General features: G+C 62.6%; 18 protein-coding genes. 10 read left to right on the top strand and 8 right to left on the bottom strand.

What is annotated here, in order from left to right; all coding sequences use genetic code 11:
- Positions 1 to 32: 32 nt before the first annotated feature.
- Positions 33 to 548 (bottom strand): 50S ribosomal protein L10, encoded by a 516-nt coding sequence (gene rplJ / locus ATN00_RS18540; RefSeq protein ID WP_062067526.1) that lies wholly within the window; start codon positions 546 to 548, stop codon positions 33 to 35.
- A gap of 309 nt (positions 549 to 857) precedes the next feature.
- Entirely contained in the window at positions 858 to 2,963 is a 2,106-nt protein-coding gene (locus tag ATN00_RS18535; protein WP_062067523.1) for a RelA/SpoT family protein, read from the bottom strand.
- 110 nt (positions 2,964 to 3,073) lie between these two features.
- Between ATN00_RS18535 and ATN00_RS18530 the strand changes: the two genes are divergently transcribed.
- The 3 genes from ATN00_RS18530 to ATN00_RS18520 all read left to right on the top strand — a co-directional run bounded on the left by ATN00_RS18530 (position 3,074) and on the right by ATN00_RS18520 (position 5,575).
- Positions 3,074 to 3,550: a winged helix-turn-helix transcriptional regulator gene (locus ATN00_RS18530; protein ID WP_062067517.1), complete on the top strand. Its 477-nt coding sequence runs from the start codon at positions 3,074 to 3,076 to the stop codon at positions 3,548 to 3,550.
- A 121-nt stretch (positions 3,551 to 3,671) separates the two neighbouring features.
- Positions 3,672 to 4,778, top strand: coding sequence for a sensor histidine kinase (locus ATN00_RS18525; RefSeq protein WP_062067514.1), 1,107 nt, complete (start codon positions 3,672 to 3,674; stop codon positions 4,776 to 4,778).
- Positions 4,775 to 5,575, top strand: a complete 801-nt coding sequence (locus tag ATN00_RS18520) for a LytR/AlgR family response regulator transcription factor (protein ID WP_062067513.1) — start codon at positions 4,775 to 4,777, stop codon at positions 5,573 to 5,575. Before ATN00_RS18525 ends, ATN00_RS18520 begins: the two co-directional genes overlap by 4 nt.
- 11 nt (positions 5,576 to 5,586) lie before the next feature.
- On the opposite strand, the gene ATN00_RS18515 is transcribed toward ATN00_RS18520, so the two are convergent.
- Positions 5,587 to 6,006: a GtrA family protein gene (locus tag ATN00_RS18515; protein ID WP_062067511.1), complete on the bottom strand. Its 420-nt coding sequence runs from the start codon at positions 6,004 to 6,006 to the stop codon at positions 5,587 to 5,589.
- 44 nt (positions 6,007 to 6,050) lie between these two features.
- On the opposite strand from ATN00_RS18515, the gene ATN00_RS18510 reads away from it, so the two are divergent.
- A complete protein-coding gene (locus ATN00_RS18510; protein ID WP_062067506.1) occupies positions 6,051 to 7,952 on the top strand; it encodes a hypothetical protein in 1,902 nt (633 codons plus the stop codon).
- Here ATN00_RS18510 and ATN00_RS18505 read toward each other — a convergent pair.
- Together ATN00_RS18505 and ATN00_RS18500 are read right to left on the bottom strand one after the other, a co-directional pair.
- The gene (locus ATN00_RS18505; protein WP_062067502.1) at positions 7,914 to 8,372 is read right to left on the bottom strand and encodes a nucleoside deaminase; all 459 of its coding nucleotides are present in this window, start codon (positions 8,370 to 8,372) and stop codon (positions 7,914 to 7,916) included. The genes ATN00_RS18510 and ATN00_RS18505 overlap by 39 nt on opposite strands.
- Before the next feature lie 39 nt (positions 8,373 to 8,411).
- Positions 8,412 to 8,633 (bottom strand): hypothetical protein, encoded by a 222-nt coding sequence (locus ATN00_RS18500; protein WP_062067501.1) that lies wholly within the window; start codon positions 8,631 to 8,633, stop codon positions 8,412 to 8,414.
- A 158-nt stretch (positions 8,634 to 8,791) separates the two neighbouring features.
- Between ATN00_RS18500 and rpmB the strand changes: the two genes are divergently transcribed.
- Positions 8,792 to 9,085 (top strand): 50S ribosomal protein L28, encoded by a 294-nt coding sequence (rpmB, locus tag ATN00_RS18495; RefSeq protein WP_062067498.1) that lies wholly within the window; start codon positions 8,792 to 8,794, stop codon positions 9,083 to 9,085.
- 73 nt (positions 9,086 to 9,158) lie between these two features.
- On the opposite strand, the gene ATN00_RS18490 is transcribed toward rpmB, so the two are convergent.
- Complete coding sequence (locus tag ATN00_RS18490; protein WP_062067495.1) at positions 9,159 to 10,142, bottom strand: esterase-like activity of phytase family protein; 984 nt, start codon at positions 10,140 to 10,142, stop codon at positions 9,159 to 9,161.
- Between the two features lie 185 nt (positions 10,143 to 10,327).
- Between ATN00_RS18490 and ATN00_RS18485 the strand changes: the two genes are divergently transcribed.
- Positions 10,328 to 10,738, top strand: coding sequence for a glycine zipper 2TM domain-containing protein (locus ATN00_RS18485; protein WP_062067491.1), 411 nt, complete (start codon positions 10,328 to 10,330; stop codon positions 10,736 to 10,738).
- A gap of 163 nt (positions 10,739 to 10,901) precedes the next feature.
- Here the strand turns inward: ATN00_RS18485 and ATN00_RS18480 are convergent, their stop codons facing one another.
- Complete coding sequence (locus ATN00_RS18480) at positions 10,902 to 11,159, bottom strand: hypothetical protein (RefSeq protein ID WP_062068998.1); 258 nt, start codon at positions 11,157 to 11,159, stop codon at positions 10,902 to 10,904.
- Between the two features lie 78 nt (positions 11,160 to 11,237).
- Positions 11,238 to 11,465, bottom strand: a complete 228-nt coding sequence (locus ATN00_RS18475) for a hypothetical protein (RefSeq protein ID WP_062067488.1) — start codon at positions 11,463 to 11,465, stop codon at positions 11,238 to 11,240.
- 213 nt (positions 11,466 to 11,678) lie between these two features.
- On the opposite strand from ATN00_RS18475, the gene ATN00_RS18470 reads away from it, so the two are divergent.
- The 4 genes from ATN00_RS18470 (at position 11,679) to metH (ending at position 17,319) form a co-directional block, all read left to right on the top strand.
- Complete coding sequence (locus ATN00_RS18470) at positions 11,679 to 12,650, top strand: ArsR/SmtB family transcription factor (RefSeq protein ID WP_062067485.1); 972 nt, start codon at positions 11,679 to 11,681, stop codon at positions 12,648 to 12,650.
- A complete protein-coding gene (gene metF, locus ATN00_RS18465; protein WP_062067483.1) occupies positions 12,647 to 13,573 on the top strand; it encodes a methylenetetrahydrofolate reductase in 927 nt (308 codons plus the stop codon). The genes ATN00_RS18470 and metF overlap by 4 nt, the downstream gene beginning before the upstream one ends.
- Positions 13,570 to 14,616: a homocysteine S-methyltransferase family protein gene (locus ATN00_RS18460; protein ID WP_021247255.1), complete on the top strand. Its 1,047-nt coding sequence runs from the start codon at positions 13,570 to 13,572 to the stop codon at positions 14,614 to 14,616. The genes metF and ATN00_RS18460 overlap by 4 nt, the downstream gene beginning before the upstream one ends.
- A gap of 84 nt (positions 14,617 to 14,700) precedes the next feature.
- Positions 14,701 to 17,319 carry a methionine synthase gene (metH, locus tag ATN00_RS18455; RefSeq protein ID WP_062067481.1) on the top strand — a complete coding sequence of 873 codons (2,619 nt, stop codon included), beginning with the start codon at positions 14,701 to 14,703 and terminating at the stop codon, positions 17,317 to 17,319.
- Positions 17,320 to 17,327: the final 8 nt, after the last annotated feature.

Raw genomic sequence — 17,327 nt, 5'->3', positions numbered from 1 at the left:
AACAATGTCCGGTTTCGACCGGGCCTGAAAAATCAGGCCGCGTTCTTTTCCGCATAGGCGTTGAAAACCCGCGCGAGCTGCGCTGCCGGCGCCTGGGTGACGGTCGCGAGCTTGGTCGCGGGCGCAACGAGCAGCCCAACGATCTTCGCACGCAGTTCATCCAGCGACGGCATCGATGCGAGCGCCTTGACGCCGTTCGCATCCAGCAGTGTCTCGCCCATCGCGCCGCCAACGATCTCAAGCTTGTCGTTGGTTTTCGCGAATTCGACCGCAACCTTGGCGGCTGCGACCGGATCGACCGAGGAAGCAAGAGCGACCGGACCGGTCAGCAGGTCGCTGATGCCGGTATAGTCGGTGCCTTCAAGGGCGATCCTGGCGAGGCGGTTTTTCGTAACCTTGAAGGTTGCGCCGGCGTCGCGCATTTTCTGGCGCAGGTCCGTCGACTGGGCGACGGTCATGCCGAGGTTGCGGGTCACGACGACCACACCGACCTCTGCCAGATGTGCGTTCAGCGCGGAAACGACCTCAGCTTTCTGATTACGATCCATGCCATTCTCCACATATTCATGCGCCGGACGGTCCGGCGCACAACAAACCCATGCAAAGGCTTTCGCCGCCGCATGGGGCACTGGTCCGAATGGGGAGAGGTCGACTGGCCCGAATCGCTTCAACGAAGACAGGCAGACCCGGAACATGGCATAAAGGCCCGTCCGGCAAGAACTTTTCCCCGTCTAGGCTGGACATTAAGAAGGGCAGATTCCCTTCACCAACTGTCTCGGACGGTGGACCCGCAAGGGGTCCGGTGGCGGCCCTTTACAAGGGATGGTGGAGGAAAGCAATCCCTTGCGGAAAAGGGGTCATACGCGATCCGCCTGCACCACCGCGTCCAGCGCCCGCAGCGCGGACAGGATACGGTTGAGGTGCTGGGCATCGGCCACTTCCAGGTCGATGATGTCGGTGTGGAACGGCCCTTCGCGGTTCACCAGTTGCAGGTTGAGGATATTCGCTTTGGTCGCGCCGAACACATTGGCGACGGCCGCCAGAGCGCCCGGCTGGTTCTTGACGATGACGGAAAGGCGCGCTGTCCCGCCCTTTGACCGGCTGTCCCAGGACAGATCCACCCAGTCCGCATCCTGCCCAGCTTCCAGCGCCTTGCAGTCGATGGTGTGCACCTCAATCGGTTCGCCCGTCCGGCGCAGTCCGACGATGCGGTCGCCCGGCACCGGGTGGCAGCATTCGCCCAGATGATAGGCAATGCCCGGCGTCAGGCCACGGATCGACACGGGCGCGTGCTGACGGGGGTGGGCTTCCTCCATGCCTTCCGCGCTGGTGGAACCGGGGATCAGCGCCTCCATCACTTCGGAATCCAGCAGGCGATGGGTCGCGATGGCGATCATCAGCGCGGCGCGATCCTCCAGCTTCAGCCGCTTGAGCGCCGCGGCCACCGCCTTGTCGCCCAGTTCGCTCGCCAGTTCGTGAGGGAGGCGGCCGACGATTTCCTCATAGAGTTTTTCGCCGAGCGCGATTTCCTCGCCCCGTTGCTTCTGGCGGATATAGCGGCGGATGGCAGACCGCGCCTTGCCGGTGATGGCGAAGGTCAGCCAGCCCGGTTGCGGCTGCTGCCCTTCGGATTTCAGGATTTCGACCTGATCGCCATTTTCCAGCTGCGTGCGAAGCGGCATGACCCGGCCATTGACCTTCGCCCCCACCGTCTGGTTGCCGAGCGAGGTGTGCACGGCATAGGCGAAATCGACCGGCGTCGATCCTTTGGGCAACTGGTGCAGTTCGCCCTTGGGGGAAAAGGCGAAGATGCGGTCCTGATACATCGCCATACGAGTATGTTCGAGCAATTCGTCCGCATCCTGGCTTTGTTCCAGGATTTCGACCAGATCGCGCAGCCATGCCGCCTGATGATCGTTCGCGTCGCCCCGCTGCTTGTAGGCCCAGTGCGCCGCCAGCCCCAGTTCCGCGTCATGATGCATTTCGCGGCTGCGGATCTGCACCTCGATGCGGGCATTGTCCTGATGGATGACGGTGGTGTGCAGCGAACGGTATCCGTTGCGCTTGGGGGTGGAGATATAGTCCTTGAACCGCCCCGGCACCATTTTATAGGTCTGGTGGATCACGCCCAGCGCCTTGTAACAGTCGGCGGTGGTTTCCGTGATGACGCGGAACGCCATCACGTCGGTCAACTGCTCGAAGCTGATGTGCCGTTCCTGCATCTTCTTCCAGATGGAATAGGGATGCTTTTCCCGGCCCGATACCGTCACCGGCAGGTCGTGGGTGCCCAGCAGCAATTGCAGTTCCGCGCCGATCCGGTCGACCTTGTCATGGCCGCCTTCCTTCAGTTGCTCCAGCCGCTTGGTGATGCTGTCATAGGCTTCCGGCTCCAGTTCCCGGAAGGCGAGCAACTGCATTTCCCGCATGAAGTCATACATGCCGATTCGCTCCGCCAGCGGGGCATATATGTCCATCGTCTCCTTCGCGATGCGACGGCGCTTGGCCTCATTCTTGATGAAATGGAGCGTCCGCATATTGTGCAGCCGGTCGGCCAGCTTCACCAGCAACACGCGGATGTCGTCCGACATGGCGAGCAGGAATTTGCGGAGATTTTCTGCCGCTCGCTCATTTTCCGACATGGCTTCGATCTTGCTGAGCTTGGTGACACCGTCGACCATGCGCGCGACATCCCTGCCGAACGCCTGCTCAATCTCTTCATAGGTGACGAGCGTGTCTTCGATCGTGTCGTGCAGCAACGCGGTCACGATGGTCTGGTCGTCCAGATTGAAGTCGGTCAAAATCCCTGCGACTTCAATCGGATGGCTGAAATAAGGGTCGCCGCTGGCGCGTTTTTGCGACCCGTGTTTCTGGACGGAAAAGACATAGGCGCGGTTTATCATCGCTTCATCCGCGTCCGGATCATAGCGTTTCACCCGCTCGACAAGTTCATATTGGCGTAACATCGTTTCCCGATTGTCCGTGAAGCACCTTGTGGTGCAACAAAAAAATCCCATTTTGACGTAATTCTGCTGCACTTTTGCAACGGAGCGCGCTTTACGTTAGAGTTGTTACGATGAGACACAATCTGGCGCAGGACCTGGAGCAATGCGCGCTGCCAAGCGCGCTGGAGATGATGGGCGAACGCTGGTCCTTCCTGATCTTGCGGGGCGCCATGGCGGGCATCCTGCATTTCGAGGAGTTCCAGTCCGTCCTGGGCATCGCCCGTAATATCCTTGCCAATCGCCTGGCCCGGCTGGTTGAAAACGGTATCATGGTCCGCCAGCCCATGCAGTGCGACCGGCGCAAGGTCGAATATCGTCTGACCGCAAAGGGGCAGGAACTCGCCCCTGTCATGGTCGCCCTGCGTCAATGGGGCGAAAGATGGGGCTGCAGTCCGCAAACCTGCCAGGTGCTGGCCGACAGCCGCGACCGTCAGCCGATCCGCCGCATGACGATCCAGTCCCATGATGGCCGCGATCTGGCGATCGAGGATCTGGTCTGGCTGTGCGCGGATGGAGTATCGGCATTGGAGGAAGTGGCCGCTGGCTGATGGGCGGCGCGATCCCGCTGCGTTGAACCCGGTGCGGATCGCGCGGCACTGTTCTTTGATCGCCATCTTTTTTGCGAAAACCGGTTCCCACTTTTTCGCATGATGCTTTAGTCTGCCCCTGATGTCACCGCCTCGTATCCAGCCGGAACCCTTTTTCGCGGACAAGAATCGCGCTTTCTGGAACCTCCAGTCGCTGGGCTGGGCCGGGGCCTTCCTGCTGCGCGGTTCCTCCACCGTCGCCAACGGCCAGCCGCTTTCCAGCCTGATCCCGGTGTTGATCTCCACCGTCAGCGGTTATTCGGTCACGCTTCTGATCGCGGTGATCTTCCGCTTTCTGTTGAAGCAGAAGCCCGTCATCACCTGGGGCGTTTCGATCATCACGGTGCTGGCGGCGGCGGGGCTGGTGGCGTTTATCGACGCCTGGGTCTTTTCCACCCAGAACCGCGCGAGCGGGACGGCGGGGGTCCAGCTTTTCCTCGGCGCTTTCTATCTCAGCGTCACGCTGCTCGGCGCGTGGTCGGCGCTCTATTACGCCATTAATTTCTACCTGACCGTGGAGGAGCAGGCGGATCAGCTTCTGCACCTGGAAAATCAGGCGTCCAGCGCGCAACTGGCGATGCTGCGTTATCAGCTCAATCCCCATTTCCTGTTCAATACGCTCAACAGCATCTCGACCCTGGTGCTGCTGAAACAGACCGACCGGGCCAATGCGATGCTTTCGCGCCTGTCGTCCTTCCTGCGCTACACGCTGATCAACGAACCCACCGCGCAGGTGACGATCGAGCAGGAGGTGGAGACACTGAAACTCTATCTCGAAATCGAAAAGATGCGGTTCGAGGACCGGCTGCGTCCCGTCTTCATCATCGATCCGGCGGTCGCGCAGGCGCGTCTGCCCTCGCTATTGCTTCAGCCGCTGGTGGAAAACGCCATCAAATATGCAGTGACGCCCAAGGAGGAGGGGGCGGAAATCTCCGTCACGGCGCAGCCCGCCGGTGAAAACGTCCGGATCATCGTATCGGACAGCGGTCCGGGATTGAATGACGGGGCCATGCGCCCGAACAATCCCGTCAGCGCGGGAACAGGCGTCGGGCTGGCGAATATCCGTGATCGGCTTATTCAGGCTTTCGGGGAACGACAGAGCTTCGAAACGCGTTCCACGCCAGGCGGCTTTTCGGTCATTATCGAAATGCCGCTTAATCTGGATGAACCATCGAAAGTGGCCGCATGACCATCAGAACGATCCTCGTCGACGACGAAAGCCTGGCTATTCAGGGCCTCAAGCTGCGTCTGGAAGCGCATGAGGATGTTGAAATCGTTGAAACCTGCAGCAATGGCCGTGAAGCCATTCGCGCCATAAAGACGCATAAACCCGACCTTGTGTTCCTTGACATTCAGATGCCCGGATTTGACGGCTTTTCCGTCGTTCAGGGCATGATGGAGGTCGAACCCCCGCTTTTCATCTTCGTGACGGCCTATAGCGACCATGCGATCCGCGCGTTCGAGGCGCAGGCGGTCGATTACCTGATGAAACCGGTGGAGGAAGGCCGCCTTGCCGACGCGCTCGACCGCGTGCGCCAGCGCCTGTCCGAAAAGCGGCAGGTGCAGGAAGTCGAAAAACTGCGCGAAGTGCTGGCCGAAGTCGCGCCCGACGCGATGAACGACTTTGCATCGGACGAGGATGCGCCCGCGTCCAACCGCTTCGAAAAGCTCATCAACATCAAGGATCGCGGCCAGATTTTCCGCGTCGACGTGGATTCGATCGAACGGATCGACGCGGCGGGCGATTATATGTGCATCTACACCGCCGACAACTCGCTGATCCTGCGCGAAACGATGAAGGATCTGGAAAAGCGGCTCGACCCCCGCAATTTCCAGCGCGTCCACCGCTCGACCATCGTGAACCTGTCGCAGGTGCGTCAGGTGAAGCCCCACACCAATGGCGAATGTTTCCTAGTGCTGGAAAGCGGCGCGCAGGTGAAGGTCAGCCGCTCCTATCGCGACGTGGTGGCGCGGTTCGTCCATTAACGCGCGGTGCGTTACCGGAATACCCATTGCCGGTTGAGCAGGAACACCACCGCAGGGGTCACGAACATCATGGCCGGGATGGGCGACCATTCCGGCCATTGCATATGCGTGACGCACAGCCACACCCACAAGGCATTGAGCGCATAGCTCACCAGCGATACGGCGACGAACCGCGCGCCTCGCGCCGCATGGCCATCCTCTCCCGCGCCATGTCCGCGAAAGGTGAAGGCGTTGTGGGACGCATAGCCGATCGCGACAGCCGCGATATAGCCGATCCCGTTGGCGATCTGCACATGCAGCCCCACGGGCGCGGCCAGCACCCAGTAGATCGCCGCCTGACAGGCCGTGACGAACAGCCCCGTCACGCCATAGCGGACGATCTGCCACATCAGCGCCTGCTGCTCTGCCGACAATCGCTGAATGATTTTCATATGTCCCCGTTGCGCTTTGATGCGGAGCGTCTAATCCACCGTTCATGAACTTGCAAAGCTGGCCAGCCCTGCGCGCCCGTATCGCGACTTTTGCGACGGGCTTTCCCGACTATGCCGCAAAGCACTGGAAATGGCTGACCCTGCTCCTCTGGATCGCCATCGTGGCGGGTTTCCTCGTCAGTCGCTGGTCTGCCATCCACTGGTTTGTGCTCAGCGATACGGACGACAATATCCGTTATGTGCAGGTGAAGGACTGGCTGGCGGGGCAGGGCTGGTATGACCTGCGCCAATATCGGCTCGATCCGCCAAAGGGGTTCGACATCCATTGGTCGCGGCTGGTGGATTTGCCGATTGCGGGCTTGATGCTGTTCTTCCGCGCCTTTCTGGATCAGGGCATGGCCGACCGGCTGGCCTGCGCCATCGCGCCGATGCTGCCCCTGCTGCTCTTGATGCTGAGCCTCGGCTTTATCGCGCGGCGGCTGGCGGGGGGCAATGCGTGGATCATCGCCGCGCTGGCGCCGCTCGCCGCGCAGATGGGCCTGAGCATGTTCGTGCCGATGCGGATCGACCATCATGGCTGGCAACTGGCGCTCGCCGTCACGATGCTGGCGGGACTGGTCGACCGCAACTGGCTGCGTGGCGGCATTATCGCGGGGATCAGCACGGCGCTGTCGCTGACCATCGGCATGGAGATGATCGTCTATCTGGCGGCGGGCGGCGCGTTGATCGCCCTGCGCTGGGTGTTCAAGGAGGGCGCGGGCCGCCGGATGCTGCCCTATGCGCTCAGCCTCACCGGCGCGACTTCTCTGCTGTTCGTGCTGTTCGCCAGCTATGCCAACCGGCAGATGGTGTGCGACGCGATCTCGCCCATCTGGGTCGCCATCTTCGCGGCGGCTTCGGCGGGCATGGTGCTGCTCACCTTTTTGCCGCTGCGAAGCTGGCAGGCGCGGCTTGCGGCGGGGCTGGCGGTCGGCGCGGCGGTCGCGGCCTTTGCCTGGCTCAACTGGCCGCAATGCCTGAGCGGCGCCTATCAGATTTCACCGGAGCTTGAGCGCCTGTGGCTCGCCAATATTCGCGAGGCCAAGCCCCTGATGGCACAGAGCCGCGATGTCGCCGTGCCGTTAATGGCGCTGCCGGTGGCGGGATTGATCGGCCTGCTGTGGGCCTTGTGGGATTCTCGGCGGGATGCGGATCGCCTGTGGGCATGGGCGACGGTCGGGCTGATGATGCTCTTTTCCACGGCGATGCTGTTCTGGGCCTTGCGCGCGGGTCCGGCGGCGCAGTTGATGGCGGTCCCGCCTGCCGCATGGATGACGCATCGCCTGCTCGGCCTGATGCTGAACGCCCGCCCGCTCGTCCGCCTCGCCGTCTGGGCCGGGATATTGCCGCTGGCTGCCATGGCCTTTGCCGCGCCGCTCTATCCGCAGGCGAACCGCCTCTGGGCGGAACTGACCGGCAACAAGCCGAAGCCCTGGCGTCCGCAGGCGAAGGCGCGGACCGACGCGATCAAGAAAGCCAATGGCCGTTGCCGCACCCTCCCCGCGCTGGAGGTGATGAACAGACTACCATCCGCCACCATCTTCACCATGGTCGACCTTGGCCCGCGCATCATTGCGACGACGCACCACAGCGCGGTCGCCGGACCCTATCATCGCAACGGCGCGGTGATACTGGACGTCCACCACGCCTTTGACGGGCCGGCCGACGCCTTCCGCCCTATCGCGGCAAAGCATCATGCGACCTATCTGCTGATCTGTCCCAATTTCCCCGAAGGAACCATCTATCAGGCGCGCAGCCCGCGCGGCTTCTACGCCGATTTGATGCGCGGCCATGTGCCGGGCTGGCTGCATCCCGTGACGATCAGGAGCGGGACGGAATTGCCCTACACGCTCTATAAAATCGACTATTCAGCGCCGGACAGCAAAAAAGCCGCGCAGCAACGCTGAGGCCTCCGCCTCGGCCAGTCCGCCATAGACTTCGGGTCGGTGCAGGCATTGGGGCTGGGCGAACAGACGTGGCCCCTGTTCCACCGCGCCGCCCTTGGGGTCCGACACGGCGTAATAAAGCCGCGCTATCCGGGCATGGGAAATCGCCCCCGCGCACATCGGGCACGGCTCCAGCGTCACCCACAGATCGCACCCCGTCAGGCGGAAGTCGCCGATCCGCCGCGCCGCTTCCCGGATCGCCACCATCTCTGCATGAGCCGTCGGATCATTGTCGCGCCGGTTGCGATTCTCACCCTCGCCGATGACGCGCCCGTCCAGCGTCACCACCGCACCGATCGGCACTTCATCCGCCTGCTGCGCCGCATAAGCGAGATCGAGCGCACGGCGCATGGGATCGGGCAGGGGAAAGGGCGACGGCATGCGCCGCCCTTATCACGGATGCCCGCACCGATGAAACGCTCAGGGCTTCTTCACGTTCACGGTCGGCACTTCAACCGTTTCGTTGCGGCTGCCCATCTCCACCTTGCCGACATTGGCGTCATATTTGGGAAGCTGGCCGCCCTTGACGGAGATTTCGGGCAGGCTGCCCTCCTGCGTCTTTTGCAGGTTGATAAAGCCCGTCGCGATCCCCGCCGCCAGAATCAGCAGCACGATCAGCAACAACCCACCAATCACTCGCATTGCACTCTCCTCTGGGATACGGGAGAAGGAACGCCCGGCCAGCGGAAAAGGTTGCGGTTGCGGCATGATCGAGCCCTCCGCATGGCTTGACGGGAAACGGGAATCCGGTTACTGGCGCCGCTTTCCGAACGAAACCGAACAACAAGGTTGATGAGATTATGTCGCGCATTTGCGAGCTGACCGGCAAGGGCCGCCAGGTGGGTCACAATGTTTCCCACGCCAACAACAAGACGAAGCGTGTGTTCCTGCCCAACCTGCAGAATGTCACGCTGATCTCCGAAGCGCTGGAAAAGGGCGTGAAGCTGCGCGTGTCGACCCATGGCCTGCGTTCGGTGGAGCATAATGGCGGCCTCGACAACTGGCTGCTGAAGACCGGCGACGACCAGCTGTCGGTGAAGGCGCAGCGCCTGAAGCGCGACATCGTCAAGAAGAAGGCTGCCGCCGCAGCCTGATTTCTTCTGATTCGTTTCGGTAAGGGAGCGGTCTGGCGACAGGCCGCTTTTTTGCGTGGGATCAGGCGCGGTATCAGCGCAGCGCGAATTTGAGCAGCAGGGTGCGCTGGAAAAATTCGTGATTGTCGTCCGACGCGACCCAGATCATCGTTTGTCCGCCTTCTCTGGTGACGGCCAGCCCCTCGAAATTATCGGCCAATAGCGGCGGCGCGAGCCGTGCCAGCGTTTCCGCGCGCAGTCGCGTGCCGGGCTCCAGTCGTTCGGGCAGTTCGACGATGGCGACGACGCCGGTGAACAGTTCCTGCAAGGTCAGCCGCCGGTTCAGCACCAGCAGGTGCCGTTCATCCAGCGCCACCGCATCGGTGGGGCGATAGCCTTGCGGCGGCGTATAACGCAGATGAATGGGAGAGGGGGTGTCCGGGTCTGCCGGATCGCCGGAAAAGAGCAGGGCATCATGATTGCCGTCCGCCGTCATCCCCATTTCGGCGATGGCGATGAAGCGTCCGTCGGGCAGGCGAGCGAGGGATTCGATGGAGCCGGTTTCCGGCCACGCCTCGATCTCCGGCCATGTGCGGCAGGCTTCGACCCGCGCGAAGCCGGATGAATAGCGGCAGATCATCTGCTGCAATTCGAAGCCGACCCAATAGCGGTCCGTGGCGGGGTCATGCGTCATGGACTCCGAATCCCACGCCCACCAGGGTTTCTGCCGATCCTGCGGACGGACGGGCAGGGGCGCGATGAAGGACCGGCGGCGGGCTTCGCCGGGGCCGACATGAAATCCCATCAAAATGCCTGCGTCGCTCAGCCCCAGAACCTGTCCTGACGGTTCCACCAGCAGCGACGATATGCCGCCGAAATTGGGGTTCCGGCTGGTAAGCGCCCATCCCGCGACATAATCCAGCCTGCCCACGCGCCGCAGCGCCGGGTCGCTGGCGCTCAGCGCGACGGCGCGCGCCAGCACGGGCAACGTGCCGGGATGCAGCAGTTGCGGCTTGTTCTTGTGGGCTGCCGGCAGCAGCAGGATCGCAAGGACCAGAACGATCAGGATTCGACGCATCGCGGCTTGCCATAGGACAATAGCAGGCAGCTTGCAGCATCCGCGTGACAGATCGATGATTAGCTGAACAATGGCTGTCACGCTTATTCAGGCTTGGCTCAAAGCGAATCGGGCATAAGGGCGTCAATCAAGGCGAATTCGTATTCCGGATGCGCCGAGAAGATGGCTTTTGGAGGAGCAACGCCATGAAAATGAAGTTTCTTGTGAATATGGGAGCTGCGCTGGCCATGGGCGTTGCATCTCTCGCGGTGACCGCCACCCCCGCCATGGCGCGCGACGGCTGGGGCCGTCATTATGATCGCGGCCATTCCTATCGGGGTGATCGTGGCTATCGCGGTTATCGCGGCGACTATAATCGCGGCTATCGGGGCGATCGCTATTATCGCAACAATTATTATCGCGGTTATCGGGGCGGCTATCGCTGCCGGGACAGCGGCACGGGCGGCACGATCATCGGCGCGATCGCCGGTGGCCTGCTGGGTAACGAAGTCGGCAAGGGCAGCGGCCGCTATGGCCGTGGCGACGGCACCACGGGCGCCATCCTTGGCGCAGGCGTCGGGGCCCTCGCGGGTCGGGCCATCGACCGCGATTGCTAAGCGAACCGTCCTCATCGGACATGATTCAGGCAGGGCCGCTCCGCAAGGGGCGGCCCTTTCTGCTTGGTGGTCCGGGATGGGTTGCGGCCATTCGGCTCCGCCCCTCCTGGGGAGGATTTATAGGTCCGCGCCTGACCGCCGCAGGTCATTGCATGGCATGGATTTACGGAATTTTCGCGCCTGAGCTGTTTTCGGCGGCGGGCTCGATACGATTTCGATCGGCGCGCAGGGCCTTCATCGCCGCTGGGTTGATGCCCGCGTCTTCATTGCGAGCCTGTCCCGCACGCATATCCAGCATGGCCGCGGCATCGTTGAGCGCGCTGGCCTCACTCGCGCTGACGCCGCCTACGCCGTCGCCGGAATCCGATCCGCAGGCCGTCAGGCAGGCCAGCATCGTCATGCCCATAAGGGTGCGGATCATTTTTCCATCCTCCTCACGCATAAGAAAAGGGCCGCTCCGTTTCCGGCGCGGCCCTTTTCGAAAACTTCCGAAACGGAATTACATCGCGTTCGAAGCAGCGTTCGCGGCGGCGTTCGAAGCGTTCGAAGCAGCGTTCGATGCGTTGTCGGCGGCATTCAGCGCGGCGTTCATCGCGTTGTCGGCAGCGTTCGATGCGTTATCCGCAGCGTTCGCGGCGGCGTTAGCGGCATTTTCCGCACCGCCCGAACAGGCGGCGAGGCCGAGCGACGCGGCGAGAACGAGCGAAAGAGCAATCGACTTGGTCATGGGCTAAACCCCTCTCTGAGAACAAAAAACCGTGCAGACCATCTCGGAGAAAAGCTCACCCCCCATTGTCTGCGGGCCGATTCGTAATGCCTTGGTCCGCGCAAGGCAATCCTCTTCATGTGGGTTAAGGGCGCTATTTCCACGATTTTATGCGAAACATATAGGGAAAGAGCGCGATTGACGTATATAAAGTTTTCTTTATATAACCTTGTCATGAGCGCCGCACTCGACATTTTCCGTGCCCTTGGCGATCCCACGCGCCTGCGGATCATCCATTTGCTGCGCGCCATGGAACTGGCCGTGGGCGAAATCGCGCAGGTCGTGGGGCAAAGCCAGCCGCGCGTGTCCCGTCACGTCCGCATCCTCGCCGAGGCCGGTCTTGTCGAACGGCGCAAGGAAGGAAACTGGGTTTTCCTTCGCCTTGGCAAGGATGCCGCCCTCGCGCCCTATCTCGCTTTGTTCGACCGGATCGAACCGTCGCAGGCCGAACATCTGTGGCAGCAGGCGGACCTCGCCCGCCTGGCCGCCGTGCGGGCGGATCGTTCGCGCGCCGCAGAAAGCTATTTCGCCGAACATGCGGAGGAATGGGACGCGATCCGCTCGCTCCACGTTGCCGAAGCCGATGTGGAAGCGGCCATGACCGCGCTCCTCGTGCAGGAGCCGATCGGCCATCTCCTCGATATCGGCACGGGGACGGGCCGCATGATCGAGCTTTTCGGCCCCGAAGCCGAACAGGTGACCGCGCTCGACCGCAGCCCCGACATGCTCCGATTGGCCCGCGCGAAGTTGCCGGAGGACGCGGGCGACAAATATGCGCTGGTGCTGGGCGATTTCGGCGAGTTGCCGATGGAGCGGGGCAGCGTTGACACGGTGGTCCTGCATCAGGTGCTGCATTACGCACAGGCGCCCGAAGCCGCCATCGCCGAAGCCGCCCGCGTCACCGCCGCGCAGGGCCGGGTGCTGATCGCCGACTTCGCCGCCCATGAGCGCGAGGAACTGCGCCTGCGCGATCAACATGCGCGTCTGGGCTTTTCCAACGAGCAGATCGAAAACTGGTTCGCGCAGGCGGGCCTTGACCTGGAACGGGTGGAAAGCCTGCCCGGACAGGAACTTACCGTGCAACTCTGGCTGGGCCGCCGCCGTGGCGCGCGCGTCCTGCCGATCGAAGGACGCATTTCCGCATGACCCTCAGCTTCCCCTCCGTCGAAGAGGCGCGGCGCGCACTGGATGCGCCGCTCTATGCCGATCTGGCGGGCGACCTTAACGTCAGCTTCGAATTCTTCCCGCCCAAGACGGAGAAGATGGAGGAGCAGCTCTGGTCCGCGATCGAGACGCTGACGCCGCTGGGGCCGAAATTCGTTTCCGTCACCTATGGCGCGGGCGGTTCGACGCGGGAGCGCACTCACAACACGGTGGCGCGCATCGCGAAGGAAACGCCGCTCGCCGCCGCCGCGCACCTGACCTGCGTTGCCGCCAGCAAGGACGAGATCACCGAAGTAGCCGATGCCTATTGGGACGCGGGCGTGCGCCACATCGTCGCCCTGCGCGGTGATCCGCCGGTGGCAGGCGCGAAGTTCGAGCCGCATCCGCAGGGCTATCAGGGCGCGGCCGAACTGGTCGATGGGCTGGTGAAACGCCATCCCTTCGAGATTTCCGTGGCCGCCTATCCCGAAACGCACCCCGATGCGGCGAGCGCCCAGGGCGATCTCGACAATCTCAAGCGCAAGCTGGACGCGGGCGCGACCCGCGCCATCACGCAATTCTTTTTCGAACCGGACACCTTCTTCCGCTTTCGCGATACGGCGGCGGCGGCGGGCATTTCGGCGGACATCATCCCCGGCATCATGCCCGTCAGCAATTTCGCCGCGGTTCAGCGCATGTCGGCCATGTGCAACACCGATGTGCCGCTTTGGATGGGTCGCCTGTTCGAGGGGCTGGACACGCTTCCCGCCGCGCGGCAGCTTGTTTCCGCGACGCTGGCGGCGGAGCTTTGCCGCAAGCTTTATGCGGGCGGAGTGCGCGACTTCCATTTCTATACACTCAACCGTGCGGAACTCAGTTACGCCATCTGCCATCTGTTGGGCCTGCGACCGGAGAAAAGTGCATGACCGCCGAGGAACAATTCCGCGCCATCGCGGCGGAAAAGATCATGATATTCGACGGCGGCTATGGCACGTCGATTCAGAAGCATGGCCTGACCGAAGCGGATTATCGCGGCGATTTGGAGCTGCCCAAGGACCAGAAGGGCAATAACGATCTGCTCTGCCTGACCCGCCCCGACATCGTGGAGGGCATCCACGCCGCCTATCTGGAGGCGGGCGCGGACATGGTGGAAACCAACACCTTCTCCTCCACGAAGATCGCCATGGCCGACTATGGCTGTGAACATCTGGTGCGCGACATCAACATCGCCGCCGCGAAACTCGCGCGCAAGGCGTGTGATGCGGCGACCGCGAAGGATGGCCGCCCGCGCTTCGTGGCGGGGTCCATCGGCCCCACGAACAAGACGCTGTCGATCTCACCGGACGTGAACGACCCCGCTTACCGCGAGGTGGATTACGATACGCTGAAAGCGGACTATCGCGAACAATGCGATGCCCTGATCGAAGGCGGCGTCGATTTCCTGCTGGTCGAAACCTGCTTCGACACGCTCAATGCCAAGGCGGCGGGCATGGCTGCCCGCGAAGCCGAAGCGGCGGCCGGCCGTTCGGTGCCGCTGATGCTCAGCTTCACCATCACCGACATGTCGGGCCGCAACCTGTCAGGGCACACGATCAATGCCTTCTGGTATTCGCTGCGCCATCTGAAGCCGATCACCATCGGCGTGAACTGCGCGTTCGGCGCGGATCTGCTGCGGCCTTATCTCAGTGAACTGGCGAAGAATGCCGACACGCTGATCCTGGCCTATCCCAATGCGGGATTGCCCAACGAACTGGGCCAATATGACGAACTGCCTGAAACCACGGCCAGCCTCATCCGCCAATGGGTGGACGAAGGACTGGTCAACATGGTCGGCGGCTGCTGCGGCACCACGCCCGCGCATATCGGCGCGGTGGCGAAGGCGCTTGCGGGCCACAAGCCGCGCGTCGTGCCGGAACTGCCGGTCGTGACGCGCCTCGCGGGTCTTGAACCGATGCACATCGCGGCCTGATACCCACCTCCGTTCGTGTCGCGCGAAGTCGAGACACGAACGCAACCGCCTCTAGACTTCGCTCGAAGCGAACGGATTGACAGAATGACCACCCAACCTTCCGCCACCAACTTCGTCAACATCGGTGAGCGCACCAACGTCACCGGATCGGCCAAGTTCAAGAAGCTCATCATGGCGGGCGACTATGCCACCGCCATCGACATCGCGCGCGAGCAGGTGGAGAACGGCGCGCAGGTGGTCGACGTCAACATGGACGAAGGGCTGCTCGACGCCATCGAGGCGATGACGACCTTCCTGAAACTCATGACGTCGGAACCCGACATCAGCCGCGTGCCGGTGATGATCGACAGCTCCAAATGGGAAGTGATCGAAGCGGGCCTCAAATGCGTGTCCGGCAAGCCCATCGTCAACTCGATCAGCATGAAGGAAGGGGAGGACGCCTTCCTTGCTCATGCCCGAAAGGTTATGGCTTATGGCGCGGCGGTGGTCGTCATGGCCTTCGACGAAACGGGCCAGGCCGACACCAAGGAGCGCAAGGTCGAAATCTGCGCCCGCGCCTACGACCTGCTGGTCAGCATCGGTTTTCCGCCGGAAGACATCATCTTCGACCCCAATATCTTCGCCGTCGCGACGGGCATCGAGGAGCATAATAATTACGGCGTCGACTTCATCGAAGCCTGCAAGGAGATCAAGGCCCGCTGCCCGCATGTCCACATTTCGGGCGGCCTGTCGAACCTCAGCTTCTCCTTCCGCGGCAACGAACCCGTGCGCCGCGCGATGCACTCCATTTTCCTGTATCACGCCATTCCGGCGGGCATGGATATGGGCATCGTCAATGCGGGCCAGCTCGACGTCTATGACGCCATCGACCCCGAACTGCGCGAAGCCTGCGAGGACGTCATCCTCAACCGCCCCCAGCGCGATCCCAGCGTTACGCCCACCGAGCGGCTGGTCGAACTCGCCGAAAAATTCCGGGGCACCGGCGGGGAAGTCGACAAGGCGGCTGAGGAATGGCGCGGCTGGCCGGTCGCCAAGCGCCTCGAACATGCGCTGGTCAAGGGCATCGACATGTATGTGGTCGAGGATACGGAGGAAGCCCGCCTTTCCGCAGACAAGCCCATCGAAGTGATCGAAGGCCCCCTGATGGACGGCATGAACGTGGTCGGCGACCTGTTCGGCGCGGGCAAGATGTTCCTGCCGCAAGTCGTCAAATCCGCCCGCGTCATGAAGAAGGCGGTGGCCCATCTCCTCCCCTATATCGAAGCCGCGAAGGAACCCGGCGCCAAGGGCAAGGGCAAGGTCGTCATGGCGACCGTCAAGGGCGACGTGCACGACATCGGCAAGAACATCGTCGGCGTCGTGCTCCAGTGCAATGGCTTCGAAGTGATCGACCTGGGCGTCATGGTGCCGTGGCAGGACATATTGAAGGCCGCGAACGAGAATGATGCCGACATGATCGGCCTGTCCGGCCTCATCACGCCCTCGCTGGACGAAATGGTGACGGTGGCGCAGGAAATGCAGCGCGCCGACATGTCAATGCCGCTGCTGATCGGCGGAGCCACCACGTCGCGGGTGCACACCGCGCTGCGTATCGACCCGGCCTTCACTGGCCCTGTCGTTCATGTGCTGGACGCCAGCCGGGCGGTGGGCGTGGCGACCGCGCTCGTCTCGCAAACGCAGAAGACCGATTTCGTCCAGAAGACCAAGGACGATTATGAGCATGTCCGCGTCGCCCGCGCGAATAAGGGGCAGAGCGCCCTCCTGTCGCTGGAGGACGCCCGCGCCAATGCCTTCGAGATCGACGAGAATCTGAAGCCGCCGCGCCCGCGCCTGCCCGGCGTTCATCGCTTCCCGGACTGGGATCTGAAGGATCTGCGGGACTATATCGACTGGACGCCTTTCTTCCGCGCCTGGGAGCTGGCGGGCAATTATCCCGCGATCCTCACCGATGACATCGTCGGCGAAAGCGCCGCCAGCCTGTTTGCCGACGCACAGAAGATGCTCGACCGTATCATCGACGAAAAATGGCTGACCGCGCGCGGCGTCGCGGGGCTGTGGCCCTGCGCCCGCGAAGGCGACGACATCATCGTCCATGTGGAGGACGAACGCCACGTCCGCCTTCCCATGCTGCGCCAGCAGATCGCCAAGCGGGAAGGGCGGGCGAATATGTGCCTTGCCGACTTCATCAGCCCGGACGGCGACTGGATCGGCGGTTTCGCGGTGTCGCTCCACGGCATCGAGCCGCATCTGGCCCGCTTCAAGAATGCGATCGACGATTATTCGGACATATTGCTGAAGGCGCTGGCCGATCGCCTTGCCGAAGCCTTTGCCGAGCGGCTGCATCATTATGTCCGCACCGCGCTCTGGGGCTATGCGGAGGGTGAGCAGCTTACCAACGAAGCGCTCATCAAGGAGCAATATCGCGGCATCCGTCCCGCGCCGGGTTATCCCGCCTGCCCGGAACACAGCCTGAAACCCTTGCTGTTCGACATGCTGGATGCCCATCACGCGACGGGCATCACGCTCACGGAAAGTTTCGCCATGCTCCCCACGGCGGCGGTCAGCGGCTTTTATTTCGGCCATCCGCAGGCGGAATATTTCGGCGTCGCCCGCATCGGCCGCGACCAGTTGGAGGATTATGCCCAGCGACGCGGCGTCGATGTGGAAACGGCGGAAAGGTGGCTGCGGCCCAATCTGGACTGATCGGATCG

This window comes from Sphingobium baderi, from assembly GCF_001456115.1.
Classification (GTDB): Bacteria; Pseudomonadota; Alphaproteobacteria; order Sphingomonadales; family Sphingomonadaceae; genus Sphingobium; species Sphingobium baderi_A.
This window is presented reverse-complemented; position numbering and strand designations above follow the sequence as displayed.

What these genes read in the sequence shown, in the direction of transcription:
- rplJ (WP_062067526.1), bottom strand. Translation starts at nt 548, where the DNA reads ATGGATCGTAATCAGAAAGCTGAGGTCGTTTCCGCGCTGAACGCACAT.
- ATN00_RS18535 (WP_062067523.1), bottom strand. Translation starts at nt 2,963, where the DNA reads ATGTTACGCCAATATGAACTTGTCGAGCGGGTGAAACGCTATGATCCG.
- ATN00_RS18530 (WP_062067517.1), top strand. Translation starts at nt 3,074, where the DNA reads ATGAGACACAATCTGGCGCAGGACCTGGAGCAATGCGCGCTGCCAAGC.
- ATN00_RS18525 (WP_062067514.1), top strand. Translation starts at nt 3,672, where the DNA reads ATGTCACCGCCTCGTATCCAGCCGGAACCCTTTTTCGCGGACAAGAAT.
- ATN00_RS18520 (WP_062067513.1), top strand. Translation starts at nt 4,775, where the DNA reads ATGACCATCAGAACGATCCTCGTCGACGACGAAAGCCTGGCTATTCAG.
- ATN00_RS18515 (WP_062067511.1), bottom strand. Translation starts at nt 6,006, where the DNA reads ATGAAAATCATTCAGCGATTGTCGGCAGAGCAGCAGGCGCTGATGTGG.
- ATN00_RS18510 (WP_062067506.1), top strand. Translation starts at nt 6,051, where the DNA reads ATGAACTTGCAAAGCTGGCCAGCCCTGCGCGCCCGTATCGCGACTTTT.
- ATN00_RS18505 (WP_062067502.1), bottom strand. Translation starts at nt 8,372, where the DNA reads ATGCCGTCGCCCTTTCCCCTGCCCGATCCCATGCGCCGTGCGCTCGAT.
- ATN00_RS18500 (WP_062067501.1), bottom strand. Translation starts at nt 8,633, where the DNA reads ATGCGAGTGATTGGTGGGTTGTTGCTGATCGTGCTGCTGATTCTGGCG.
- rpmB (WP_062067498.1), top strand. Translation starts at nt 8,792, where the DNA reads ATGTCGCGCATTTGCGAGCTGACCGGCAAGGGCCGCCAGGTGGGTCAC.
- ATN00_RS18490 (WP_062067495.1), bottom strand. Translation starts at nt 10,142, where the DNA reads ATGCGTCGAATCCTGATCGTTCTGGTCCTTGCGATCCTGCTGCTGCCG.
- ATN00_RS18485 (WP_062067491.1), top strand. Translation starts at nt 10,328, where the DNA reads ATGAAAATGAAGTTTCTTGTGAATATGGGAGCTGCGCTGGCCATGGGC.
- ATN00_RS18480 (WP_062068998.1), bottom strand. Translation starts at nt 11,159, where the DNA reads ATGATCCGCACCCTTATGGGCATGACGATGCTGGCCTGCCTGACGGCC.
- ATN00_RS18475 (WP_062067488.1), bottom strand. Translation starts at nt 11,465, where the DNA reads ATGACCAAGTCGATTGCTCTTTCGCTCGTTCTCGCCGCGTCGCTCGGC.
- ATN00_RS18470 (WP_062067485.1), top strand. Translation starts at nt 11,679, where the DNA reads ATGAGCGCCGCACTCGACATTTTCCGTGCCCTTGGCGATCCCACGCGC.
- metF (WP_062067483.1), top strand. Translation starts at nt 12,647, where the DNA reads ATGACCCTCAGCTTCCCCTCCGTCGAAGAGGCGCGGCGCGCACTGGAT.
- ATN00_RS18460 (WP_021247255.1), top strand. Translation starts at nt 13,570, where the DNA reads ATGACCGCCGAGGAACAATTCCGCGCCATCGCGGCGGAAAAGATCATG.
- metH (WP_062067481.1), top strand. Translation starts at nt 14,701, where the DNA reads ATGACCACCCAACCTTCCGCCACCAACTTCGTCAACATCGGTGAGCGC.